Origin of the sequence: Hyphomicrobium sp. NDB2Meth4 (assembly GCF_900117445.1) — a bacterium.
Lineage (GTDB): Bacteria > Pseudomonadota > Alphaproteobacteria > Rhizobiales > Hyphomicrobiaceae > Hyphomicrobium_A.
Genome location: NZ_FPEJ01000001.1, coordinates 917,337 through 940,340 on the forward strand (window position 1 = coordinate 917,337; position 23,004 = coordinate 940,340).

Sequence of the window (23,004 nt, forward strand, 5' to 3'; positions counted from 1 at the left end):
CTTCTAAACGTGGGAGGCGTTTCCAGACTGTGCGGCAGTTGCAGGGCCGCGGCACCATGCGCAGGCTCGAGCCTGACTGACAGGTAAGCAGAAGGCGCGCACAAACAAGTCCGGCGGCCGAGGCGGCAGGTCGGTAAAGCATTGTTCAAATGCGTTTGACGGCGATCAGCCGCGCAAAGCAGCACCGAAGAAGGCAGCTTGCTCTTCGCTCGAACGTTCGAACCACTCGCCCTTGTAGATGTCGAAGTGATCAATCGGCAGCGTCGCCAGTCGGGCCTTATCGCCGATGCGAGTGACGATATCGGCTGCCGCCTCCGCCGAGACGACTGTGTCGCGCTCGCACGCAATGACGAGAGTGGGGCACGAAATGTCCTTCGCGTAGAGGAACGGCCGATAGATCGGCAGCGCCATGAAGAAACGCGCTGCTATCTCGTTGCGCCAGCCCGGTGGAACGATCGCCATGCAGCCGTCATAAGCGCCCGGCGTGGCCATCGCTGCCAAATCTCCCTGATGCCCGACGATTGGAACGTAGTGCGGCAACTGCCCCGCTATCATTGTGCCCAGATCGAGCATCGCTGCACTGGTCATCCGCATGGCCATCACAGCTCCGGCGTCAGCGATCGCCATGCGCGCACTGGCTGTCCCATCGAGCATCGGGCACTGCGCCGACACCGCCGCGATGCTCTTGTCGCGCGCCGCGGTGACGATCACGTGCCCGCCAGAAAGCGATGTGCCCCAAAGCCCGATCCGTTCGGGATCGACATTAGGCAGCGAGCGCGCGAACGCCACTGCGCCGCGCCAATCATCGAGCTGGCCTTCGATGGAAATGACCTGGCGTGGCTCGCCCTGGCTGTCCCCCAGTTGGCGATAGTCGAACACGACTACGAAAAAGCCGGCCGCCGCAAATCGCTCTGCGTACGGGGCAAGACCGCAATCGCGCGTCCCCCCGAGGCCGTGCGCCATGACGATACACGGAGCTGGCAACGACGTACGCGCATCGGGGCGATACAGCCAGGCACGGCACACCAGGCCGTCGACCGGAAAAGATACATCGGTCCGCGAAAGCGGGGCGGGGCTGGGAAGTGTCATGCGGAAGGCGGCTCAGGAGTTGCTGCGGGCTGCTGCATCGGCCGGCTTCGATGGTCCGCCGGGGATGCTAGCGATCTCCATACTCGCGCTCGTTCCTTAAAGAACCGAGTGTCGCGAGTGCAAATCTCCCTCGCCTAATCGGCTGAGACGACCCCGTGCGAGCTTAGTGGATCCCCGGCATCGGTTTGCGCACGCGCAGAAGATTGACCGGTCGGGCCGCGGATGAAGAGGGCGCGGCGACCGGCGCACTCACGATGGGCGAATTTGCTGGCCAGCGCCGGCGCAGCGGCCACCACTTGCGCGACTGCGCGATTTGCTGCCGGTTGGTTTCGAGGAAGGCAATCACTGCACGCACATGCGCGACCAGTTCGTCTCGGCGCGCATTACCGGAATCATCCGACTTTAGTACGAGGCGGCGCCAGCGCCCGCTCCAGGAGCCGGGCAGCTGGCCGATCCACCGATTGACGGATTCGACCTTCCACGATGCTTCACGGCTTTTCTGCGCTTCTTCGAGAGTGACACGCAGTGCGGCGATCACCGCTTCCACAGTTGCAGCCATCACGCCCCCCACAATTTGTATTCCTTTTGGGGTCATTTTAGCCGCTTATCCGCCGGCAGTACACACGCCCCGCGCCTCGCCTGTGCATCACTGATTAGGCGTTAGGGAGCAAATCCCTGGGGCCCATTTCCGCCTGTCAGGCTTTTGGCTTAGGCTGTCGTAATCGTCGCAGGCGGGCTGGCAACGGCATTTACGCGGGCGTCTTTTGTGCTAACGAGACCCTCTCCAATCGCGGGGGTCGTCACGAGCCGCCAATGGTCAGCAAACTCCATCGCCTGATCTTCCAAACCATTCTCGCTCTGCTGGTCATCTGCTCGCCGCTCGCAGCTCGGGCGGACGATAACAGCGTTCAGACGGTCTGGCGCCTTCTTGACTATATTGCCGTCGACTACGCGGGCGCCGTCTCGGGCGGAGCGGTGACCAACGAGTCCGAATACGCCGAGCAGGTGGAGTTCGCTGAAACCGCGCGCGCGAAGATCGCGAGCCTACCGCAGAAGCCCGCGCAAGATTCTCTCATCAAGGAAGCCGAGAGCCTCAAGCAGGCCATCACCGGCAAATCCAATCCCGGCGAGGTCGCGCGCATCGCGCATCAATTGGCCGCCGCGCTGCTGGCCGCCTATCCGGTGCCTCTTGCACCGAACGCGGCACCCTCCCTTCAACGCGGCGCGACGCTCTACAACGAAAGCTGCGCCTCGTGTCATGGCGAGACGGGAGACGGCCACGGTCCGCTGGCCTCGACGCTCGAAACGCCGCCCATCGCCTTTACCGATGCGGAGCGCGCACGACAGCGCAGCATCTTCGCGCTCTACCAGGGCATTACGCAGGGCATAGACGGCACGCCGATGCCGAGCTTTGCAAGTCTGCCGGCCGAGGATCGCTGGGCACTCGCGTTCTACGCAGGGCAGTTCGCTTTCTCGCGTGAGCAGGCGGCGGAAGGCGAGCGGCTCTGGAACGCCGACGAAAGACTTCACGCGCTCATCCCCGACCTGAAGGCGCTCACCGGCATCACGCCCTCTTCGCTTGCGGAAAGCATCGGCGCAGGCAAGGCAGATGCTGTGATGGCTTATTTGCGCCTGCATCCGGAAGCGGTCGCCGGCGTGAAGCAAACGGGCTCGCTCGCCGCGCTGAAGGACAAGCTTCGGCAGAGCCTCAAGGCGTACGCGGCGGGTGATCGCAACGAGGCAGGTCAACTCGCATTGTCGGCCTATCTCGATCACTTTGAACCGGTCGAGCCGACGCTCGGCGCTCGCGACTCCGCGCTTCTCGGCACGATCGAACGCGGGATGATGGAATACCGCGCGGCCATTGCCCGCGGTGAGAGCACCGAGGCGCTTTCCGGCCGCGTCACCGCGCTCGATGGTCTGTTCGAAACCGCCGAGGCAGTTTTGGCGCCAAGCGCCGGGACCCCGGTTACGACGTTCCTCGGTGCAGCCACGATCCTTCTGCGCGAAGGCCTCGAGGCCATGCTGATTGTGGTCGCCATGATCGCCTTCTTGCGCAAGGCCGAGCGCACCGAAGTATTGCCTCACGTCCATGGCGGCTGGGTCGGCGGACTGGTCGCCGGTCTGCTGACGTGGGCCGCGGCCACTTGGCTCATCGAGATCAGCGGCGCCAGTCGCGAGCTTACCGAAGGCTTCGGCTCGATCTTCGCCGCGCTCGTATTGCTATCCGTCGGCATCTGGATGCACGGCAAGTCGCACGCCGATCAGTGGCAGCGCTACATCCGCGAGAAAATGTCGTCTGCACTGTCGGGCCGATCGGCCTGGGTGCTGTTCGGCCTGGCGTTTGTCGCGGTCTACCGCGAGGTATTCGAGACCATCCTGTTCTACGCCGCCCTTTGGACGCAAGGGAACGGCGGAGCCATGCTTGCAGGAGCGGCGACGGCGTGTGTCGCTCTCGCACTAATCGCCTGGGCGATGCTGAGCTACGCCGGGCGCCTGCCGATCGGCCAGTTCTTCCGCTACAGCTCGTGGCTGATGGCGATCCTCACTGTCGTGCTTGCGGGCAAGGGTGTGGCCGCGCTTCAGGAGGCCGGGATCATCGGCATTGCACCGCTGGCAGCCATGCCGCGCATCCCCATTATCGGTGTGTTCCCAACCGTTCAGACCGTCGCTGCCCAGTTCGCCATGGTGGCGGTCCTCGCGGTCGGCTTCCGCCTCAACACCGATCGCCCCGTCAGCCCTCAAAACTAACGATGACGTTCAGGCTTCAGGTCGCAAGGCGGCCCGGCGCTTAGCGCCGCCGTCATGGCGAAGCCATGCTGCGCATGGACCCGGAGCGCCCCTTAGGCGCGCGAGCGATATTCGGAGAGTGGAGTTCAGCCCGGAGGGCTCAGGTCGCAAGGCGACCCGGCGCTTAGTGCCGCCGTCATGGCGAAGCCATGCTGCGCATGGACCCGGAGCGCCCCTCGGGCGCGCGAGCGAATTCTGGTGGAGCCGAGGGGAATCGAACCCCTGACCTCTGCAGTGCGATTGCAGCGCTCTCCCATCTGAGCTACGGCCCCTTGAGGTCGGGCATTTACGGCGCCGCCCCGAATCTTGTCAAGAAAACGCGTGCCCGGCCCCGGTATAAGCCGCCCACCGGCTTGCAGGCCGCCACCCTCAGAGGCTACACGTGGCCCCCAGCATACTGGAGCGGCACACGATGGTCCTGCTACGCCTGATCGACTTTCTCAGCTACCTGATCCAGCTCTACGTCTACGTGGTTATCGCGGGCGTAATTCTGAGTTGGTTGATGGCCTTCGGGGTGGTCAACCCCTACAACCAGACGGTCCGCGCCATTTGGCAGGGCCTCAATGCTGTCACCGAGCCGCTGTTGCGCCCAATTCGCAACATGATGCCGAACCTGGGCGCCATCGACATATCGCCCGTCGTGCTGCTGCTGCTCTGCTTTTTCGTGCAGAGCGTGGTGCTCGGGTCGATCCGTGACCTGATCCTCGCTTCTGGATGACGGTCGCCGAGCAACCATGGCGGGCGGGCAGCGGGTGCGTCATCGTGCGCGTGCGTGTGACGCCGAAATCCTCGATAGAAGGCGTCGACGGCGTCATCCCGAGCGCGGAGGGCATGGCGCTGCAAGCCCGCGTACGCGCGGTGCCGGCCGAGGGGGAGGCCAATGCGGCGGTGGAAAAGCTCATCGCCCGTTGGCTCGACGTGCCGAAGAGCACGGTGCGCGTGACTGCGGGCGGAAAATCCCGCATCAAGTCGCTCACCATCAGTGGGGAGACGATCGGCCTCGAGCAGCGGCTCAGGGCCAAGCTCGGCACTGCATAATCAACTGGCGCACCTGGGGGTGCAATTGAACTAACGAGGGAGGAATTCTCGCTATGACTGCTTACGCCATCGACGGTAAGGCCATCGCTGCAAAGGTGCGCGCCGACGTCGCCGCCGACGTGGCCCGCCTCAAGGCACAGCACGGGTTCGCCCCCGGTCTCGCTGTCGTCCTCGTCGGCGAGGACCCGGCCAGCAAGGTCTACGTGCGCAACAAGGCGCAGCAGACCGTCGAGGTCGGCATGCAGTCGTTCGAGTACAAGCTCGACGCCAACACGCCCGAGCAGGAGCTGCTGGACCTCGTCGCCAAGCTCAACGCCGACCCGGCCGTCAACGGCATCCTCGTGCAGATGCCCGTTCCCAAGCACATCGATGCCAACAAGGTGCTCGAGCTGATCGACCCGCTGAAGGACGTCGACGGCTTCCACCCGATGAACGTCGGCCGCCTGTCGATCGGTGAGCGCGCCTTGGCGCCCTGCACGCCTGTCGGCTCCGTCATTCTGGCAAGATCGGTGAAGGATGACCTGTCCGGCCTGGACGCCGTCGTCGTCGGCCGATCCAACATCGTCGGCAAGCCGATGGCTCAGCTTCTCCTGCGCGAGAACTGCACTGTCACCATCGCGCACTCGCGCACCAAGGACCTGCCCGAAGTCGTGCGCCGCGCTGACCTCGTCATCGCCGCCATCGGCAAGCCCGAGTTCGTCAAAGGCGAGTGGATCAAGCCGGGCGCCATCGTCATCGACGTGGGCATCAACCGCGTGCCGAAGGAAGACGGTAAGAGCAAGATCGTCGGAGACGTCGACTATGCTTCGGCCGCGAAGGTCGCCAGCGCCATCACGCCGGTTCCGGGCGGCGTCGGCCCCATGACCATCGCTTGCCTCCTGAAGAACACCGTCGAAGCTGCTCTCATGCAGCGCGGCATCAAGTCTCTCACCTGAGGTCAGGCAGTAGGCAGTCCGGCAACGGGCAATAGAACTCGACAACGAGGGCGGTTCGCCAATTGGTGACCGCCCTTTTCATTTGCAACAGAGCGTCGCGCCTACTGCCGGCGGCCTCACTGCCCGCTACGCCGCACTTCTCTGCCGCAGCGTCTCGCCGCGATAGCTGAGCGCCTCGGCAATGTGCACGCGCCCGATGCCTTCCGAGGCATCGAGGTCTGCGAGCGTGCGCGCAACGCGCATCACGCGATGAAACCCGCGCGCCGACAGCGCCAAGGCCTCGGCCGCCTGGCGCAGCAGCTTAGCGCCCTCGGCATCTGGCGCAGCAATGTCTTCCAGCAGGCGTCCCGAGCATTCCGCATTGGTGCGCATGCCCTTTGCGCCGAGCGCTTTGAACCGCGCCCGCTGCACCTCGCGCGCTCGCGTCACTCGCGCACGCACCTCCGCGCTTCCCTCCGACGGCGCTGGCAGGATCAGGTCTGCCGCGCTCACCGCCGGCACTTCGATCTGCAGGTCGATGCGGTCGAGCAGCGGCCCCGAGATGCGCGCCTGGTACTCCGCCGCGCAACGCTCTCCGCGCTTGCACGTCACGCCGACCGAACCGCCGCACTTGCACGGGTTCATCGCCGCCACGAGCTGGATGCGCGATGGATATTGGATGCGATGGTTCGCGCGCGCGATGATCGTCTCGCCCGTCTCCAGCGGCTGGCGCAGCGCATCGAGCACGCCCGCCTGAAACTCTGGTAGCTCATCGAGAAACAGCACGCCGAGGTGCGCAAGACTGACTTCGCCGGGCTTCGGGCGCGTGCCCCCGCCCACCAGCGCCGCCATGCTCGCCGAATGATGCGGCGCGCGGAACGGCCGTTCGCTCGCGAGCTTGCCGCCCATGAGCTCGCCAGCGAGGCTGTGCACCATCGACACTTCGAGCATCTCTTCCGGCGTCAGCGGCGGGAGGATCGACGGCAGCCGCGCCGCCAGCATGGATTTGCCTGAACCCGGCGGACCGATCATGAGAAGGTTGTGCCCGCCCGCCGCCGCCACCTCCAGCGCACGCTTGGCGCTCTCCTGGCCCTTCACGTCGGCAAGATCGGGTCGCGCCGTCGGATCGGCGCCGAGCCCCGGCGTCGGCCGCGACAGCGTCTGCGTTCCCTTGAAATGATTGACCAGCGACAGAAGATGCGGCGCCGCGATGATGTCGACGTCCTCACCCGCCCACGCCGCTTCAGGCCCGCACGCCGCCGGGCAGATCAGACCCTTGCCCATCGCGTTGGCGCCGATCGCCGCCGGCAGCGCGCCCGGCACCGCGCGGATCGAGCCGTCGAGCGCCAGCTCGCCCACCGCGGCAAAGCCTGCAACCGCGTCCGGAGCCACGGCCTCCATCGCCACCATCATCGCCAGCAGGATCGGCAGGTCGAATTGGCTGCCTTCCTTCGGCAGGTCGGCCGGAGCCAGGTTCACGGTGACGTGCTTGTAGGGCATGCCGAGCCCGACCGCATGCAGCGCGTTGCGCACCCGCTCCGAGCTTTCGGCCACGGCCTTGTCAGGCAGCCCGACGATGACGAATGCCGCTTTGCCCGGCGTGATGCGCACCTGCACTTCGACGGGCCGCGCCTCGATACCGACGAACGCCAAAGTCGAAATGTGACCCTGATGAGTCTCAAAAGGCCCAATAAACACGGGGCTTAGCCGTCACTAGCTAGTGCAAATAGTACATGCAAATAGTGAAGCCAGCGGGCAACAGAATGCAAGAAGCGATCCCGCCCTGAGCTGAATTTGCAACACATGAGCAGAAACGGGTTGTTGCATCCGGAAACACTCTTTGAGTGGACCCGGGAATCTGGCTACTTGCTTTTTCGGGTTGGGGGGCCTCGCGACCGTTGGACAATAGTCCAGCGCTTGTGGCCCCCTTTTGTTTAAGCCCGCGCCGATCTTCGTACCGCGTCTCGGTGTAAGCACCGGGAAGCCGCCTTTAGGCGACTTCCCAGCTTTTTCACCCGCGGGAAGGGCCCACGCCAATGAGTCGCCTTCCTGCAAGCAACGCGTGTCGGAAAGGACCTGCCCGTGAGGCGATCCATCTTATTAGCCCTCTGAGGGCCTAGATACGGCAGCGCGACGCTGCACGATCAGCTCGCCATGCTGGCGCGGCCCATCACGGGCCGTGCCCTTGGTTCCCGTCTCCGAATCAAAATTCGAACTGACATAAGGAATCAGAGAAATGGCTAAGAAGCAATCCGGCGACAAAGCCGCTTCAATTGCTGGGAAGGTCCTGGGCGGTAAGGCACCGACGCCAAAGGAGGCGAAGACTCTCGCCGCGTCGGTTCTCGGACAGGACGAGAAAAAGGGTCCGCGCAAGTAGGCTTGAACGAGAAGTGTGATCGGGCGATTCGGTGCGCCCGATCACACCACTATATCGGACGCCTAGCCGACGACCAACATTTGAGGGGCCGCCCTCGGCGGTGCAGTGCGGGCTGCCGCAATTAATTGCGCCACGGCGGCAAGAGCATCGTGGATGTCATTGTATGGAATTTCCTGCTCCAGTGCAGGAGAGGAGATGCGGATCGATCCTTCCCCTCCTCGCGGAAAACTACGCGCTGAATTGCGGTTCCAAGTCACGTAGCGACGCCGCGCGTGATGCGCTTGAATTCTCAGCAGATACTGGCGTTCTAAGCCTCCCCCCCGAGCAACTTCGCAGCACCGCCGATATCGTCCGCGCCGCGCTCAACGCGACTGCGACATTTAGTGTCGCTGCCCAGCCCAAGGCGAAGCCCACCTCCTGATTTGTCCAAACACTTTCGTGAAAGTCATCGGAAATAAGTGCGAGCATTATTTCCATTGTGTTGAGTGCCCTGTTGATCTCAACAAGCCATTCGGCGTCGGGCTCGATTGTGTCATGAGCAACGAACGAAGAAATTCCGTACTCCTCAAGCTCTTGAGCAAGGGCATGGGCGACGTGTTTGTGACTGTCGCGATGGCTTAAAAAAAGCCTGAGGTGGCCTGCCTTCCAAAAGGCCGGTAGCGTCAGGCCAAGCGTCGCGCTCTCGCCGAGAGCGGTTCCATCGTCCATCTCCAAATGGACGTTCGCGATGTATTCGTTCTGGATCGAGGAGCAGGCGGCGTTCACGTCTGCCCGCAGGCGCTCAGCGGTGTCCCGCTGCGTTGCAAGCGGAATCTGCCCAAGCTGCTCCGGGGTGAGGTGGATCACGAGGTTGTGCCCGTGCTGACCCCCATCCCAGCCGTCGAACTCGACAGCTTCTTGCACCTGCCATTTGGGCGTCAAGACTATGCCGCGGAGGGTCATTTCTCCGGCGCGCTCGTATTCGACGCTTAGGCGGCGGAGGTATCCAGAGAGGCGCGGCGGCAGCACAAAATTAGATTCTTTCGACGAGATGGGAGCCCCCTTCGACCTTCCCCTATTCGTCGCAAGACTAGGACGAGTCGTACCGGTTGTCCGCGTCCGCTCCGCTACAGGCTCGTCAGCAAGCTAAAATGCCCCCGAGACTCGGTCGCGCCGCTGGGCGACGCGATCCCAAGGCCGGGGCCTGTCCCCCGGCGTAAGGTAAAAGCGCATTGGGGCAGCGGCAGCAGGTGTTATGAAATCCATGGTCGACCCCTGGGCAGTCGCGCTAAAGCTTCCCGATCATCGCGAGCACAAAGGCGAGCAAAACTAGTATTATCGCAACAACCAATTTATACCGAAGGTATGGGCGCGGTCTGCCATTGAACCTTTTGTTCGGTCCAAAAGTCCAACCCAGAACGTGCTCTTTTGTGACCGACTGATGTCGACTTGTAACAAGGTCTGCGGCAGCTACCAGCAGGTAGAGGATGCCCACACCCGCTGCCGCTGTCCCTAGAACGAATATTGCAATCTGTAAAAAAGCAAGCATTTCAACCTCCTTAGAGACTGACAATATCATAGAACGGCGGAACATGTGCAGCCACAGCCATGAAGGCAGGCGCATAGGAAGCGACCCTCACGAAGCGGCTGCGAGAGAAAAACGAACGGCTAGCCTCCGACGGGTTAAGCTTGAGGTGGAGTTCAAGTCGCAACGACGCATACGACAAAAGCAGCATGAACACCGCGAGCCCAACGAAATATGGAAAGATCACATGCTTGAAATGCGGCAATGCGACGTTCTCTAGAGACGGCAGAGCCCCCATCAGATAAACCAAATCGAATGAAAGAAGAACTGCAATTAAGTCAGTTCCACTCTCGTATTCAATGCCGAGAAATTTTCGCCAAAAATAATAGAGAACAACGACGGAAATCGGAACTGCGATGGAAATGACTACGTCCATGACCTTCCCCGATTGGTGTGCGACGCTTGATTGACAGGCCACCATAGTGATAAATATCGTCATTATTAAAATATTATACAAATGGCGGAGCGAGCAAGGGACATGCGGCAATTGCGGCTGCGCATCGTGTCGGAGCGTCAGGAACTTCGTAGCGAATACATGTTGGATGAGGTGGTGCTCGTGGGCGCCGAGGAAGACGCCCGTTACTCGCGTCATCGACTAGGCGACACAGTGCTTCTAGTCGACGGATGTGTGCGGATCGGCGTATCTAACTGTGCCGACCACTGGTCATACGTTCTCGAGCGCAACGAAATCCTGCAACTTCCAACGACGTCGGACGGTTCTAAGCTGTTGGAAATAAGCCGCATTACCAGTGGAGATTGGTGGCGGCGAATGATGGGTATACACACCGAGAAATTGAACGGCGCAGGATTGGAGATCGGGGTAATCGACATCGGATATTGGCGCGGCAACTCGCTGGCCCGTTCTCACTCCGTCCGTTTCCGCGGAACCAGGGCAGACTACCGATACTGCAGAACCGAGTTTCAAAGAGACGATGACTCTCATGGTTTGACGGTAATGCAGGTCCTGACGGGGTTACTTGATGGCTCATCGTTTATTTTCGCTAATGCGGCTGATCCCGACGTCGATCGCTGGCGACCACTGCTCTCCAGGGTCGTCCAGAGTATAAGGGATTTGACGCGGCGTCGGGTTCATCTCATCAATTTATCATTGGGATTCATGGGCGACAGCGCTCTGCTTAGGGAGGCTGTCCAAGAGGCCTTTGACGCAGGGATCGTGTGCGTTGCGGCCGCTGGCAACGGTTATTCAAGTAGCGTTCGGTATCCCGCCAGGTATGAGGAGGTTATCGGGGTATCCGGGGTCGCTTCTTCCGGCCAAGGTCCAACACAATCCCTTATCGGGCTCCGGCAGAGGCATGCTGAGACTGAAGGTCTTGTAGGCGGTCCGGTGCCTTGCGGCGGAAGCATCTTCGTCGATCGCTGGAGCGCCCAGGGCCAAGGGATAGACGCGGCCGGGCCGAGCGCGGGAGTGTGTATCCCGACGGATGCTGGTCACATTGCCGATTACTGGGGTACGTCGTATGCTTGCCCGATTGTTCTCGCTATTCTCGCGGGAACCATGAATGCCGACCCGAGTTGGAAAAGCCTTCGCGGTCGCGACAGATCTGAGGCGGTGCGCGCGTTGCTACAGCAGATATGCAGAAGACACGGTCTCCTGCCGAAATATGTCGGTTGGGGCGTGCCAACGTTGCATGGGCAGTAATCCTAGGCTACTGGCTTTGATCAAAAGTGATAATTATAGTGATAAGGAAGTGTAGTTGTGACGTTTCACGTCACCATTCTAGATTGGTTGGACAAATCAGTGTACCAAGTTTATCCAGTCGGCGCGTTGCGTCCCACACTCAAGCTGAGGGTGCGACAATGAGATATCTCATAGGCTTCAAGCGTGGCCGGTCGCTGCTCGACCTTGGGCACAACGGAGAGCGCTACGGTAGTCTCCTGTCCTTCATTGAGGCAAATACTTCCGCTGAAGTACTCGGTGTCGACGAGGATCCTAATTTAGTTATCGTGTCAGCGAATACTCACGAGATCCAGATCCTTTCCGATCTCGTGAAGGTGGCGTGTCACGTCGAGCCTGACCAAGTGGGCGAGAGCTTAGACCAAGCTCCGTACAGGGCGGCGATGCCGTCACAGAAGCGCTTTCAATAACGGATCTTCTGGATCCATTCCGCCAACGTCTTTACGTCGACGCCGATTCCATAGTTGACCTTGCCCTTAGCGTTGGTGTGTCCCATCGCCTGATTGCAGATGTACTCCGGTGCACCAGCACGCCGAAGCTCGTCTTCGAAGTTGTGTCGGGCACTGTAGGGGACCAAACGCTTGTCCGTGATCTTGAGCTTGGTCCGAAGCCAACGCTTGCCGACGCGATCACTAAACCGTTGGGACTTGGTGCCTTTGCTCGGAATCACTCCGTAGTCGAATAGTGTGTCGCGTCCCGCAAGCTTCCGCGCCTTCGCCAGAGCGCAAACCTCATCGACAACAGCGGGGTGCAGCGGAAGCGCCCTTTCGCTATTCGGCGTCTTCAAGGTCATGCCCTCACCTTCAGCGGTGATCTTGAGGCAAAGTATGCCGTCGATTGTCACGACATCGACCACACGCAACTGCGTTGCTTCGGCTGGCCTCACTCCGCAATAGAATATCAGCTTGAACACGAGTGCGTCGTGAGGGCGTAACTCTGAAAGACGTGACAAGATCATCACGGCCTTATCGCGCGAGAACGGCAAGCGACGGTCAGTCACCTTGCGATTCTTATCTTTTGGTCGATTGACCCTGTAAAACGGGTTCGCAGTCAGCTTGCCCTCGGATACGGCCAAAGCGAAGACGGTGCTAAGCCGGTTCAGGGCTTTCTCGACTGTTATCGTCGAGTGCCCACGGTTCAGCATCTCATCTCTGAACTTGCGCACGTGATCCGATGTGACTTCGGCCGGTAGGAGGTCGCCACAGATCGCGATAAACCGCTGCATGGCCCGCTTGGCATCTTCGACGGTGCCGGATGTCTTTATCGGCCTCAGCCTCTGCCATAGGTCGACCAGATCATTCAGTGAGCCAGCATTGAGCTTCTTTTCAATGCCTTGAGCGCGGGTGACGCCCCGATGCAGACTTGCGAGCGCGTCAGTCGCTGCCCGCGCCTCTAGGAGTTGTTCAACCTGGGTCTCAGCGCTGGCGTCTGGATCCTCTCGAAGCATCGGAATCAATCCCTCCAGAAGCTTCAGGACGCCCGCGCGGTTCCCATCACCCACAATTGTCGCGAGCTGACTTCGGAACGCATCAACCCCGGTCACCGAACTGCCGGGAACACTGGGCTTCACAATCTTGCGGTTCCGAACAACAGGCGCCTTGCCTCCCTTGTAGACGACGAAGCTCGCGACCGTATGTGCTTCCCTGCTGTCGAGTGCCTGAAGCCGGGCGATGAGTCTTTCAGTCTCCAGATGGAAGCTCGCGGCCTGAAGGCGGGCTTCCTGGGGAGACACGCGCCCGACGTGACGCTGCCACATCGAGCGTCCGGCTAGGGCGACAAGCGGCTTAGGCACTACGCGTTGAAGCGCATAGCCGCGGGTCGGATGCAATTTCAGGTATGGGGTCTTTTTGAGGGCTCGCGACATCGGGACCCAGTGCAGAACTAGTACACGAAACTAGTGAAGTCACTAGCATGATGCCCGCTAAACCCGTATCAAACCTTGGAAATTGGTGAACTCGCCAAAGTCGAAATGTGCCCGTACATCCCCGCCCCCGAGGCTGGCCGATCCGCGACATCCGACCCTCAGGGCCGACCACCGCAACCGCACCGCAAAGCCTCTGCAACCCTAGCGCTGCCGCCGGGCTCTACGCAAGAACATTTTGGGAACAAAACCGCCTAGGTCGAGGCGCCCGCGCCAACCAGCGGCCGCACAGCCAGCACGGTGGTGTTGTCCTGGTGCGGGTCGCGCATGTTTTCGACCGCGCGGATCAGCGCGTTCGATACCGCCTCGGCGCCATCGGCGGCATAAGCTGAAATGATCCGCTCCACCTCGCTCGTCTCCAGCGTATGCAGCCCGTCCGAAGCGAGGATGATGTAGTCGCCCTCTTCCAGCACCAGCGGCTTGCGCGAGATGTCGACGAGGTCGAGTTCATCGCCCGTCACCGCCGAGCGCAGCATGTGCCGGCGCGGATCATTCTTCGCCTGCTCGGGAGTGATCTTGCCGATGGCGGCGAGGTGATCGAGCTCCGGCGCCAGAGAATGATCTTCATTCAGCAGCGCAATCTCGCCGCGCCGGAACAGCAGCAGCGGACTATCGCCCACGCTCACCCACTCGACGCCCTCGTTGGTGAACACGGCGGCAACCAATGTCGTTCCCATGCCGGACAGCATCGGGTTCGCCTCCACCTGCGCCGCGATGGAATCGTTGGCGGCGCTGAGCGACTTCAACAGGCGGTCCGAACGTGCGCCGTTCATCCCCGAATACGCGGAGATGAAGCTGTCGCACACCATGCGGCTCGCCAGCGCGCCGGCCGTGTGTCCGCCCATGCCGTCCGCCAGCACGGCGACGAGACGCGTGCTGTTGGCGGCAGTCGGCGGCACCTCGGCGTTTCCGGACGCGCGATCACGCGGCGGCCAGAATGCGCTCGAGTCTTCCTGATAATCACGCGCGCCTTTCGTGGCGCGGGAAGCGTGGTCGTAAGCCAGCATCAGTCCTTGGAATCTGTGAGCTCGGCCCAATCGAATTCCGACCCGCAGAACGGTACGAACACGAGCTGGGTGCGCCCGATCGTGATCACGTCCATCTGGTTCAGCTCGACGGCGCCGGTGGGCCGCTTGTCGTTGATGGATACAATATTGGTCTTAGCGAGGTTGGGTACAAATAGGAACGAGCGCGACGAGGAGTCATAGCGCAAGTAAGCCTGTTCCTCCGACGAGATCGCGTCATCGCCGAAATCGAGCGGGATGCGCTGGTCTGAGGCGCGGCCTACGGTGTTGTTGCCCTCGAAGATCGGACGGTAGCAGCCGAGCCCCGGACCGCCGACGACGACGAGCCAGCCGACGACAGGATCGTGCTCGAACTCGCCGCGCTTCACTTGCACCTTACCGCGCACCAGCTGCGTGCGGGGCGCGTCAGTCGTCTCCACCGGTTCCGGCGCTGGCTTCGGTGCGCCGCCGCGGACAACGCGCGTCGTCGGAGCAGCACTGAACTCAACATGCTTGTCCGGAGCCTTCAATGATGTTTGCGCCTTCACTTCGCGCGCGGCCTCGGCAGCGCTCGGGCTCGGCGCAGGTGCCGCTGCAGCGGTCGCAGCCGGAACCGGCGCGGCCTCAGCCTTCGCTGGCTCTGCGGCCGCAGCAGGCTTCGGCGTTTCGGCTTTGAGGAGCTGCGTCGTCTGCTCGGCAGCGGCGGGCGTCGGGCCGCGCTGCGTGTCGTCACGGCTCGCCGCCGCCAGCGCGTCCTTCAAGGAGCCCAGGAACCCGGCGTGCTTCGTACCCTGCTGAGACATCGTATCCTCCGTTGAGCCTAAGCGCCTTTCCGCATGCGCAGGATTATCGTTTCTGTCGAGCGCACGCCGCCATCCTCATCAATAGACGTCATATGGGGCGCGCGTCGAAGTTCAATTTCACTTCTCCAATGGCGATCACGTCCCCGGGCTTGAGCCGGCCCTCGCCGACCCGCGCACCATTGACGAGAACGCCATTGCCTTCGGGACCTGAAAGATCGGTGACGATCACCTCGCCGTCGCTCGTGCGCCGGATCACGGCGTGATAGCGATGCACGGTTTTCTCCTGCAGGCATATGTCGTTGTCGGCTTCTCGCCCGACGCGCAGCATGGTCCGGCCTATGATGTGCTTCGCGCCGTCGAGGTCGACCCACGCCTCCGTCGGCCACGCCGACAACAGCTCTGTTCTGGCAGTTTTGTCGCGTCTTCCGGTGCGCAACGATGGCCGCGAGATCAGCACTGTCGAATCCGACGATCCCCTCTGGCGCCTCAGCATCAGCCCCGCGACCGCGAGCAGCGGCAGTGCGATCAGCACCGCCAGCACCAGCATCAGCGCTGGAGCCTTGTGATAGCCCTCGCCGAGCCATGTGCTGATCTGCGACCACGTCTCGGCCACGCTCGCCAGCACCACGAAGTTGCCAGCACTCACCGCCCGCCCCGATTCCGAAGCGCCCGCTGCAGTTGCAACACTGAATTGAGAGATCGCGACCGTCGCAATCGACAGATTCGGCAGTGGCGACCACGGCGATGTCATGGTCTTAAGTCTCGGATCAAATCAGTTGTGAACCTCGGGCCCCATGACGGCGATAACATGGCAGTTAGGCCCATTGGCGAGATTTGTTCGCCCGTCTTCATTGCTCAAGCCTGCGCCACATTTGGTCGTCATAAGTGTGTCGGAGGCGGTACAGCAAATTGACGAGCGGCGCAGCGCGTAGCATGTGAGCGCGACCATCGACGTCTCGGAGACCAATGACGAATCTCATCGCATTGCCGAATGGAACAGAGCTCGTAGGCGATTACCGCATCGAGCGCGTGCTGGGAGCCGGCGGCTTTGGCGTGACCTACCTCGCCGATGAGATCGCGCTCGCGCGCATGGTCACCATCAAGGAGTACTTCCCGAGCGATATCGCAGCGCGTGATGGCGGCATCGACGCCGTGCCCCGCTCACAGGATTATGCCGGCGACTATCGCTGGGGCCTCGACCGCTTCATCGAGGAAGCACAGACGCTTGCGAAGTTCGACCACCCGCACATCGTCCGTGTCTACCGCTACTTCCGCGCCAATAAGACAGGCTACATGGTCCTCCATTTCGAGGAGGGCCAGAGCCTCAAGGCTTGGCTCAAGGGCCTTGGCCGCGCCCCCCGCCAGAAGGAGCTGGACGCCATCCTGGCGCCGCTGCTCGACGCGCTGGAGCTGATCCACAAGTCGGATTTCCTGCATCGCGACATCGCCCCGGACAACATCATCATCCGCAAGGCCGGTGATCCGGTGCTGATCGACTTCGGCTCGGCCCGCGGCGAGATCGCATCGCACACCAAGACCGTCTCCGCCCTGGTGAAGCCGGGCTATAGCCCATACGAGCAATACGCCGAGACGAGCCGCCAGCAGGGCCCGTGGACCGACATGTACGCCCTCGCCGGCACGCTTTATCACGCGATCACCGGCAAGCGCCCACCTGACTCGCCCTCGCGCATGGTCAAGGACGAGCTGATCTCCGCGCGTGAAGCCGCGCTCAGCTCCTATCGCACTGGATTCCTCAAGGCGATCGACAAGGCTTTGACGCTGAATATCGAGGGTCGCCCGCAGTCGATTGCCGCCTGGCGCAACGACCTGTTTGCGCCTGACCCCGTCCGCACCCGCTGGCTCGGCCGATCTAAAGCCAAGGAGGAACCGGTCGAGGAACCGGAAGCCCCCGTTTCGCCGCAGCCGGCCGCAGCCGCCGTTGCCGCGACGGTGCCTCTCCCACGCACGCCCGAGCCCGCCGCCGTCGAAGCGCCAGCGCCCGTAGCCGCAAAGGCGAAGGCACCTGATCCCGCACCCGCCGCAGCGGCCGACGCGCCCGCTGCCGACCTGCCTGCGCCGAAAGGTGGCGTGCTCGATTTTCTCGAAGGCCTGCGCCGCAAGCCGAGCGCCGATCAGCCCGCATCCGCTGAGCCGGCGGCAGTGCCGATCATCGTCAATAAGGAACCGCCCGCGCCGGCGAAGAAGAAGTCTCAGTCCAAGAAGCCGATCCCCAAGGAGCGTGCGCTCGTCGTCGTCAAGTCGCCGGTACGCGCGCGCCCGCGTCGGCTGAAGGGCAGCCGCCCCAGCCTGCTTCCGATTTTCTTCAAGCTTCTCGTGGGTGTAGGTGTCGCCAGTGCAGCGGTCGCCATGCAGGACCGTTTCCCGCAGTTTGAAAGCCGAGGTTCGGGCATCACCACCGGCACGACGACGCCGCTCCCCGCGCAGCAGGCGGCCAGAACTCCGGCCCCGACGATCATCACGCCTGTCGCAGATTTTGCCGCCCACCGCGGAACAGTTTCCGGCGCCACTTACAGCGACGACGGCCGCCAGATCATCACCACCGGCGCCGACGGCGCGATGAAGGTCTGGGATGCGTCGAGCCGCAATCTCGTACGCACGATCGAGTTGGACGACGGCCCCGCCACTGCCCTGGCCGTGAGCGGTCGCCGCGCGCTCACCGGTCACGCCAACGGCAAGATCGTCCTATGGGACATCGACAGCGCCGAGAAGATCGCGACAGTCCAGCGCAACGAGGCGAATATCTGGGCCGTTGCGTTCACCGGCGACATCAACCACTTCGCGTCCGCGAGCCACGATTGGAAAGTGACCCTGTGGGACGCGCGGCAGGCCGCGGCACCGCTTCAGGTGCTCGACGGTCATGAGAATGCGGTGCAGGCATTGGCCTATTCGCCTCAGCGGCTTCTGCTCGCCTCCGGCGGCGCCGACAAGGTGGTGCGGCTCTGGAGCCTCGATACATTGAGCGTGAAGCGCAAGTATTCCGGCCCGCGCGACTTCGTGACGTCGGTCGCGTTCTCTCAGAACGGCAAGCTGCTGGCCGCCGGCGCGCTCGATGGTCGCATTCATTTGTGGTCGACGCTGTCATCGCGCCGTCTGCGCTCGCTGTCTGGTCACAAGGGACGCGTCGCCGACGTTGCATTTTCACCGGCGGGTGATCGCCTTGCCTCCGCTGGCGAGGATGGCACCGTGCGGCTGTGGGAGATGCCACGCGGTCGGCTGCTGCGCGCTCTTACTGGACACGTGGGCGGTGCGACATCCGTTGCCTTCTCGCCCGATGGACAGCAGCTCATGTCAGCCGGCATCGACGGTCGCGTGCGCCTGTGGGCAACGCAGATCGGACCAATCGCGCGCGAATAACTGCATATTGTCGCGCATTTTCTGACCTGAGGTCAGCAACTATGCACAGCTTGTTGCGGGAGGCAGCGAGCCGCATCCCTTTGTCTCGACGTCGTCGTCGAAGCGGGCCACAATGCCCGCCGTAATCGGCAATACAAAACCATAGCGGGTGCCATGGACTTCGACGCAGTTCTTCTGGCCCGTATCCAGTTTGCGTTTACGGTCTCCTTCCACATCATCTTCCCGAGCTTCACCATCGGGCTCGCGGCGTTCATCGCCACTCTGCTCGTCCGATGGCGCATGACCGGAGAAGACCACTTCCATCGGCTCGCTCGCTTCTGGACCAAGATCTTCGCCGTCTCCTTCGCCATGGGCGTCGTTTCCGGCATCGTCATGTCGTACGAGTTCGGCACCAACTGGAGCAATTTCTCCGTCGTTGTCGGCAACGTGTTGGGGCCCCTCATCGGCTATGAGGTGATTACCGCCTTCTTCCTCGAGGCAACGTTCCTCGGCATCATGCTGTTCGGCTGGAAGCGCGTGCCGCCCAACATCCACGTGCTCGCCGCCATTCTTGTCGCCGTCGGCACATCGCTTTCCGCATTCTGGATTTTGTCTGCCAACAGCTGGATGCAGACCCCGGCGGGCCACGAGGTCCGCGACGGCATCGCCTATCCGGTGGACTGGCTCGCGATCATCTTCAATCCGAGCTTCCCTTATCGCTTCGCGCACATGTTCACCGCCGCCTACCTCACCACCTCGCTGGTGGTGCTCGCTGTCGGTGCTCGCTACCTCTACAAGGATCGCTTCCCGCAAGAGGCCAAGACCATGCTGCGCATGGGGCTCGGCATGGTCGCTGTCCTCGCGCCATTGCAGATTTTCATCGGTGATCAGCACGGCCTCAACACGCTCCAGTATCAGCCGGCCAAGGTGGCTGCGATCGAGAGCCATTGGGACGGCTCCAAGCCTGCGCCGCTCGTTCTCTTTGCCATCCCGAACGAGAAAGAGGAGCGCAACGACTACGAGATTTCGATCCCCCACGGAGCAAGCTGGATATTGAAGCACGAAGCCGACGGTCTCTTCCCCGGCCTCAAGCAGTTCGCCCCTGATGACAGGCCGCCGGTGTTCCCTGTGTTCGTCGCCTTCCGCCTCATGGTCGGCCTTGGAGTGATCATGCTTGGCATCGGCATGGTTGGCGCGTGGCTGTGGTTCCGGGGCCGTCTCTTCACCAGCAAATGGTATCTCGGCTGGGTGCAATACGCCTGGCCGCTCGGCTTCATCGCCATCCTATCTGGCTGGTACGTCACCGAGATCGGCCGACAACCGTGGATCGCCACGGGAATCTTGCGAACGCTCGATGCGGCGTCACCTGTCGCCTTCTCCGCGGTGCTGATCGGACTGGTGCTGTTTGTGCTCGTCTACGGCGTCGTGTTCTCGATGGGCATCTTTTACATCAACCGCCTCATCGAATACGGCCCGAAGGGCGAAGCCGCAGAAGCGCCGGAAGGTGTTCCGTCACGACCGCTTTCGGCGGCCGAGGCAGCCGCGCACGACGCTATTGGGGGGAACTGATCCATGGACCAGATCCACTATTGGTTGCCCTTGGTATGGATTGCTCTGATCGGCACCGCCGTCGCTTTGTACGTCATTCTTGACGGCTTCGATCTCGGGCTCGGCATACTCTTCCCGTTCACGCCGGAGGAGAAGCGCCGCGACGTGATGATGAACTCGGTGGCGCCCTTCTGGGACGGGAACGAAACCTGGCTCGTCCTCGGTGGCGGCGGATTGTTCGTCGCTTTCCCGCTGGCCTACTCCATCATCATGCCGGCACTCTACCTGCCGGTGATCCTCATGCTGCTCGGCTTGATCGCTCGCGGCGTCGCCTTCGAGTTCCGCTGGACTGCCAAGCCCAACCATGAGCTCTGGGACAACGCGTTCGCCTGGGGATCCATCGTCGCCTCCTTCATGCAAGGCGTCATCCTCGGTGGCTTGCTGCAGGGTATCAACGTCGAGAATGGCAGGTTCGCCGGCGGGCCGTTCGACTGGTTTGCACCCTTCCCGCTGTTCACTGGAGCCTCGCTCGTCGTCGGCTACGCGCTGCTAGGCACGACCTGGCTGGTGATGAAGACCGAGGGCGAACTGGCTGAAAATGCCAGGCGCTGGGCGCACTACTTATTGTTCGCGGTTCTGATCATCATGGCCGTCGTCAGCTTGTGGACGCCTCTTGTCTTTGAGCGCATCGCTGACCGCTGGTTCTCCTGGCCGAACCTCGTATACCTCTCGCCCATTCCCCTGCTCACCGCGGTTGCCGCGTTCGCCTGCTGGTACGGTCTGACGCACGGGCGCGAGGTCATGCCGTTTCTCTCGGCTGTCGCCTTGTTCTTGCTGGGGTTTGCTGGCCTCGCCATCTCCAACGTCCCCTATCTCGTCCCGCCCTCGGTCACGTTCTGGGAGGCCGCGGCAGTGCCGGAGTCTCAGCTCTTCATGCTGATGGGCGTGCTGGTCATGCTGCCGCTGATCCTGGGCTATACGGTGTTTGTCTACTGGTCCTTCCGCGGCAAGGTCCGCGAGGGCGAAGGCTACCACTGAGCGGGATGGCGGGCGTGACCGATGCAGTGCCGCCTGCCATTTTCTCGTACCGGTTCATTGGAACCTTGAGATTCGCCGCAGGCTGCTGGCCGGCGACCATTCGCAATTGACGTTCTGGAGGCTGAATGCTTGGCTGGCGCAAGCGCAACGATGGCTTTGAGTGGCGCGAGTATGTCCGCACCACGATCCTCGTGCGCCGCAAGCAGCGACGCGACCGCATCGGCGAAGCGGGCAAAGCAGCCGTCGACAATCTGAAAGCTGCCGGCCAGCGCGGCGCTGCAGCAGGTGCCGAAGGCGTCGTTGCAGTCGGCCGCGGTGCGGTGCATCTCGGTGCGCAAGGAGCCGCATTGGGTGCAGCGGGTGCCAAAGCCGTCGGCGATGGCGTGCTGCATTACGGCAAGGAGGGCGCCAAGCTCGGAGCCGAAGGTGCAAAGCTTGGTACCGCTGCCGCCATGGCAGGTGCCGAACGTTTGCGCGCGGCCATGCCCGTTGCCGGCAATTACCTGCAGCGCATGGGCGCCTGGATACTTTACGCGCTGGCCTACACCTGGGCGGTGCTTTGCACTCTCGTCGGCATCGCTGCTGACTATCTCGGTCCGCCGCTGGCCCCTATCGGCGGCATCCTGCGCCAACCTGTGCCGCGGCTTGCAACCTTGCTTTTCGGCAGTGTGGCTCTGCTGGGCGGCATCATCCGCGCTGTCGCCGATGGCTTCGTGCAAGACACCTGGATCGTCTTGCTCATCGGCATTGGGCTGCTCGGCGCGCTGGCTCTGGCACACGTCTCGTCGGGCTTCCCGGGTTGGCTCGCAGCGCCGCTGTCATCAGTGCTCGCCGCGGTGCGCCGCACGCTGGAAACTGCATCATCGAAACCCATCGTGCAGCGCGGGCTGGCTGTTGGATTGATCGCGCTTGTTGTGGTGGCTGCCGGTTGGCACGTCTGGGGCGCCGCATCGCCGACAACCGCCAAAGCGAGCCGTCAGGCACGCGTCGAGCCGCAGTCTGCGACGGGCAGCACGGCTACGGACGAAATCTCCGGTCGCGGCAGCGCAGTCACCGGCGACACTCTGCGGATCGGATCGACGGTTGTGCGCCTCGACGGCATCGAGGCACCTCTCCTTTATCAAACCTGCATCAGCGCCAAAGGGAGCAGCTGGTCGTGCGGAGATGCTGCCCGCCAGGCGATGGCGCAATTGCTGCGCTCCGACCGCGTATCCTGCGAGCTGAGCGGCTCCGAGGATGGCGTGAGCACGGGAGAGTGCAAGGTAGGAGACCGCGACCTCGCCGCAGAGCTGGTGCGCGGCGGAAACGTATTCGCGATCCACGGCCTGTTCAGCGCGTATGGGAGCCTTGAAGACGAGGCCCGCGCCGAAAAAGCCGGTCTCTGGGTGGGCGAGGCAGCGCGCCCGGCGGCATATCGCGAACTCAAGTGGGAAGAAGCCAAGCGTGCGGCGCCAGATGGCTGCCCGATCAAAGCAACAGTGCGCGGCGGTAAGCGCTATTACGTGCCCTGGGCACGCGGCTACGAGAAGGTGCGCGTGGCGCGGCGCGGCGAGCGCTGGTTCTGTTCGGAGACGGAAGCGCAGCAGGCCGGTTTTAAATCGGCCGAGCAATCCTGACCGACACGCGGCAAGCAATACCGCAGAAAAGGAAAGCCCGCGCTCCGGGGGAAGAGCGCGGGCTGCGATGCGTGACGCCGCTTAGGGGGGACAGGTGGGAGGGCGCCACGTTCGATGCGGGTATGAAATACCATTGGCGGCCGTTTTGCAAGGAATTCCGGGGTCTCTTTTTGCAAGAGTTAAGAAACAGCTTACATTGCCGTAATGTTTTGCCTATCGCTGGTTCTTTCATTGCAGCGCGGTAAGATTGGC

The 23,004-nt window shown here is 62.5% G+C and carries 19 protein-coding genes and 1 tRNA gene; 10 read left to right on the forward strand and 10 right to left on the reverse strand.

Translation table 11 applies throughout. The features are described from left to right. Positions 1–165: 165 nt before the first annotated feature. Both NDB2M4_RS04400 and NDB2M4_RS04405 read right to left on the reverse strand, forming a co-directional pair. A complete protein-coding gene (locus NDB2M4_RS04400; RefSeq protein WP_072370587.1) occupies positions 166–1,089 on the reverse strand; it encodes an alpha/beta hydrolase in 924 nt (307 codons plus the stop codon). A 163-nt stretch (positions 1,090–1,252) separates the two neighbouring features. Beyond that, positions 1,253–1,636, reverse strand: a complete 384-nt coding sequence (locus tag NDB2M4_RS04405; RefSeq protein ID WP_139247082.1) for a hypothetical protein — start codon at positions 1,634–1,636, stop codon at positions 1,253–1,255. A 266-nt stretch (positions 1,637–1,902) separates the two neighbouring features. Here NDB2M4_RS04405 and NDB2M4_RS04410 point away from each other — a divergent pair, with 266 nt between their 5' ends. Beyond that, positions 1,903–3,840 carry a cytochrome c/FTR1 family iron permease gene (locus NDB2M4_RS04410; protein ID WP_072370592.1) on the forward strand — a complete coding sequence of 646 codons (1,938 nt, stop codon included), beginning with the start codon at positions 1,903–1,905 and terminating at the stop codon, positions 3,838–3,840. A 235-nt stretch (positions 3,841–4,075) separates the two neighbouring features. On the opposite strand, the gene NDB2M4_RS04415 is transcribed toward NDB2M4_RS04410, so the two are convergent. Then, a tRNA-Ala gene (locus NDB2M4_RS04415) sits at positions 4,076–4,151 on the reverse strand. A gap of 146 nt (positions 4,152–4,297) precedes the next feature. Here NDB2M4_RS04415 and NDB2M4_RS04420 point away from each other — a divergent pair. The 3 genes from NDB2M4_RS04420 to folD are packed head-to-tail and all read left to right on the forward strand — an operon-like array spanning position 4,298 to position 5,852. Continuing rightward, positions 4,298–4,597 carry a YggT family protein gene (locus NDB2M4_RS04420; RefSeq protein WP_072371825.1) on the forward strand — a complete coding sequence of 100 codons (300 nt, stop codon included), beginning with the start codon at positions 4,298–4,300 and terminating at the stop codon, positions 4,595–4,597. Next, positions 4,594–4,917, forward strand: coding sequence for a DUF167 family protein (locus NDB2M4_RS04425; protein ID WP_072370595.1), 324 nt, complete (start codon positions 4,594–4,596; stop codon positions 4,915–4,917). Before NDB2M4_RS04420 ends, NDB2M4_RS04425 begins: the two co-directional genes overlap by 4 nt. 53 nt (positions 4,918–4,970) lie before the next feature. Beyond that, complete coding sequence (folD, locus tag NDB2M4_RS04430; RefSeq protein ID WP_072370598.1) at positions 4,971–5,852, forward strand: bifunctional methylenetetrahydrofolate dehydrogenase/methenyltetrahydrofolate cyclohydrolase FolD; 882 nt, start codon at positions 4,971–4,973, stop codon at positions 5,850–5,852. A gap of 126 nt (positions 5,853–5,978) precedes the next feature. Here folD and NDB2M4_RS04435 read toward each other — a convergent pair whose 3' ends face one another. After that, positions 5,979–7,493, reverse strand: a complete 1,515-nt coding sequence (locus NDB2M4_RS04435; RefSeq protein WP_072371828.1) for a YifB family Mg chelatase-like AAA ATPase — start codon at positions 7,491–7,493, stop codon at positions 5,979–5,981. A gap of 574 nt (positions 7,494–8,067) precedes the next feature. Between NDB2M4_RS04435 and NDB2M4_RS20150 the strand changes: the two genes are divergently transcribed. Further along, entirely contained in the window at positions 8,068–8,208 is a 141-nt protein-coding gene (locus tag NDB2M4_RS20150; RefSeq protein ID WP_171988020.1) for an NADAR family protein, read from the forward strand. Positions 8,209–8,436: 228 nt separating this feature from the next. Here the strand turns inward: NDB2M4_RS20150 and NDB2M4_RS04440 are convergent, their stop codons facing one another. After that, a complete protein-coding gene (locus NDB2M4_RS04440) occupies positions 8,437–9,150 on the reverse strand; it encodes a toll/interleukin-1 receptor domain-containing protein (RefSeq protein WP_072370601.1) in 714 nt (237 codons plus the stop codon). A gap of 596 nt (positions 9,151–9,746) precedes the next feature. Beyond that, positions 9,747–10,148, reverse strand: a complete 402-nt coding sequence (locus tag NDB2M4_RS04445) for a hypothetical protein (protein ID WP_072370604.1) — start codon at positions 10,146–10,148, stop codon at positions 9,747–9,749. 102 nt (positions 10,149–10,250) lie between these two features. Between NDB2M4_RS04445 and NDB2M4_RS04450 the strand changes: the two genes are divergently transcribed. Then, complete coding sequence (locus tag NDB2M4_RS04450; RefSeq protein WP_171988021.1) at positions 10,251–11,432, forward strand: S8 family serine peptidase; 1,182 nt, start codon at positions 10,251–10,253, stop codon at positions 11,430–11,432. 439 nt (positions 11,433–11,871) lie between these two features. Here NDB2M4_RS04450 and NDB2M4_RS04460 read toward each other — a convergent pair whose 3' ends face one another. From NDB2M4_RS04460 to NDB2M4_RS04475, 4 genes are all read right to left on the reverse strand, one after another. After that, on the reverse strand, positions 11,872–13,332 hold the full coding sequence (locus NDB2M4_RS04460; RefSeq protein ID WP_072370613.1) for a tyrosine-type recombinase/integrase: 1,461 nt from the start codon (positions 13,330–13,332) through the stop codon (positions 11,872–11,874). A 251-nt stretch (positions 13,333–13,583) separates the two neighbouring features. Continuing rightward, positions 13,584–14,396 carry a PP2C family protein-serine/threonine phosphatase gene (locus NDB2M4_RS04465; protein WP_072370616.1) on the reverse strand — a complete coding sequence of 271 codons (813 nt, stop codon included), beginning with the start codon at positions 14,394–14,396 and terminating at the stop codon, positions 13,584–13,586. Further along, complete coding sequence (locus NDB2M4_RS04470; RefSeq protein WP_072370619.1) at positions 14,396–15,196, reverse strand: FHA domain-containing protein; 801 nt, start codon at positions 15,194–15,196, stop codon at positions 14,396–14,398. The genes NDB2M4_RS04465 and NDB2M4_RS04470 overlap by 1 nt, the downstream gene beginning before the upstream one ends. 88 nt (positions 15,197–15,284) lie before the next feature. After that, positions 15,285–15,947, reverse strand: coding sequence for an FHA domain-containing protein (locus tag NDB2M4_RS04475; protein WP_072370622.1), 663 nt, complete (start codon positions 15,945–15,947; stop codon positions 15,285–15,287). Between the two features lie 215 nt (positions 15,948–16,162). Here NDB2M4_RS04475 and NDB2M4_RS04480 point away from each other — a divergent pair, with 215 nt between their 5' ends. The 4 genes from NDB2M4_RS04480 (at position 16,163) to NDB2M4_RS04495 (ending at position 22,752) form a co-directional block, all read left to right on the forward strand. Further along, a complete protein-coding gene (locus tag NDB2M4_RS04480) occupies positions 16,163–18,571 on the forward strand; it encodes a serine/threonine-protein kinase (protein ID WP_072370624.1) in 2,409 nt (802 codons plus the stop codon). A 153-nt stretch (positions 18,572–18,724) separates the two neighbouring features. Further along, positions 18,725–20,119, forward strand: a complete 1,395-nt coding sequence (locus NDB2M4_RS04485; RefSeq protein ID WP_072370627.1) for a cytochrome ubiquinol oxidase subunit I — start codon at positions 18,725–18,727, stop codon at positions 20,117–20,119. A gap of 3 nt (positions 20,120–20,122) precedes the next feature. After that, positions 20,123–21,136 (forward strand): cytochrome d ubiquinol oxidase subunit II, encoded by a 1,014-nt coding sequence (cydB, locus tag NDB2M4_RS04490; protein WP_072370629.1) that lies wholly within the window; start codon positions 20,123–20,125, stop codon positions 21,134–21,136. A 125-nt stretch (positions 21,137–21,261) separates the two neighbouring features. Further along, the gene (locus NDB2M4_RS04495; RefSeq protein ID WP_072370632.1) at positions 21,262–22,752 is read left to right on the forward strand and encodes a thermonuclease family protein; all 1,491 of its coding nucleotides are present in this window, start codon (positions 21,262–21,264) and stop codon (positions 22,750–22,752) included. Positions 22,753–23,004 lie beyond the last annotated feature (252 nt).

What these genes read in the sequence shown, in the direction of transcription:
- NDB2M4_RS04410 (WP_072370592.1), top strand. Translation starts at nt 1,903, where the DNA reads ATGGTCAGCAAACTCCATCGCCTGATCTTCCAAACCATTCTCGCTCTG.
- folD (WP_072370598.1), top strand. Translation starts at nt 4,971, where the DNA reads ATGACTGCTTACGCCATCGACGGTAAGGCCATCGCTGCAAAGGTGCGC.
- NDB2M4_RS04465 (WP_072370616.1), bottom strand. Translation starts at nt 14,396, where the DNA reads ATGCTGGCTTACGACCACGCTTCCCGCGCCACGAAAGGCGCGCGTGAT.
- NDB2M4_RS04425 (WP_072370595.1), top strand. Translation starts at nt 4,594, where the DNA reads ATGACGGTCGCCGAGCAACCATGGCGGGCGGGCAGCGGGTGCGTCATC.
- NDB2M4_RS04480 (WP_072370624.1), top strand. Translation starts at nt 16,163, where the DNA reads ATGACGAATCTCATCGCATTGCCGAATGGAACAGAGCTCGTAGGCGAT.
- NDB2M4_RS04485 (WP_072370627.1), top strand. Translation starts at nt 18,725, where the DNA reads ATGGACTTCGACGCAGTTCTTCTGGCCCGTATCCAGTTTGCGTTTACG.
- NDB2M4_RS04460 (WP_072370613.1), bottom strand. Translation starts at nt 13,332, where the DNA reads ATGTCGCGAGCCCTCAAAAAGACCCCATACCTGAAATTGCATCCGACC.
- NDB2M4_RS04440 (WP_072370601.1), bottom strand. Translation starts at nt 9,150, where the DNA reads ATGACCCTCCGCGGCATAGTCTTGACGCCCAAATGGCAGGTGCAAGAA.
- NDB2M4_RS20150 (WP_171988020.1), top strand. Translation starts at nt 8,068, where the DNA reads ATGGCTAAGAAGCAATCCGGCGACAAAGCCGCTTCAATTGCTGGGAAG.
- NDB2M4_RS04495 (WP_072370632.1), top strand. Translation starts at nt 21,262, where the DNA reads ATGCTTGGCTGGCGCAAGCGCAACGATGGCTTTGAGTGGCGCGAGTAT.
- NDB2M4_RS04475 (WP_072370622.1), bottom strand. Translation starts at nt 15,947, where the DNA reads ATGACATCGCCGTGGTCGCCACTGCCGAATCTGTCGATTGCGACGGTC.
- cydB (WP_072370629.1), top strand. Translation starts at nt 20,123, where the DNA reads ATGGACCAGATCCACTATTGGTTGCCCTTGGTATGGATTGCTCTGATC.
- NDB2M4_RS04450 (WP_171988021.1), top strand. Translation starts at nt 10,251, where the DNA reads ATGCGGCAATTGCGGCTGCGCATCGTGTCGGAGCGTCAGGAACTTCGT.
- NDB2M4_RS04400 (WP_072370587.1), bottom strand. Translation starts at nt 1,089, where the DNA reads ATGACACTTCCCAGCCCCGCCCCGCTTTCGCGGACCGATGTATCTTTT.
- NDB2M4_RS04445 (WP_072370604.1), bottom strand. Translation starts at nt 10,148, where the DNA reads ATGGACGTAGTCATTTCCATCGCAGTTCCGATTTCCGTCGTTGTTCTC.
- NDB2M4_RS04470 (WP_072370619.1), bottom strand. Translation starts at nt 15,196, where the DNA reads ATGTCTCAGCAGGGTACGAAGCACGCCGGGTTCCTGGGCTCCTTGAAG.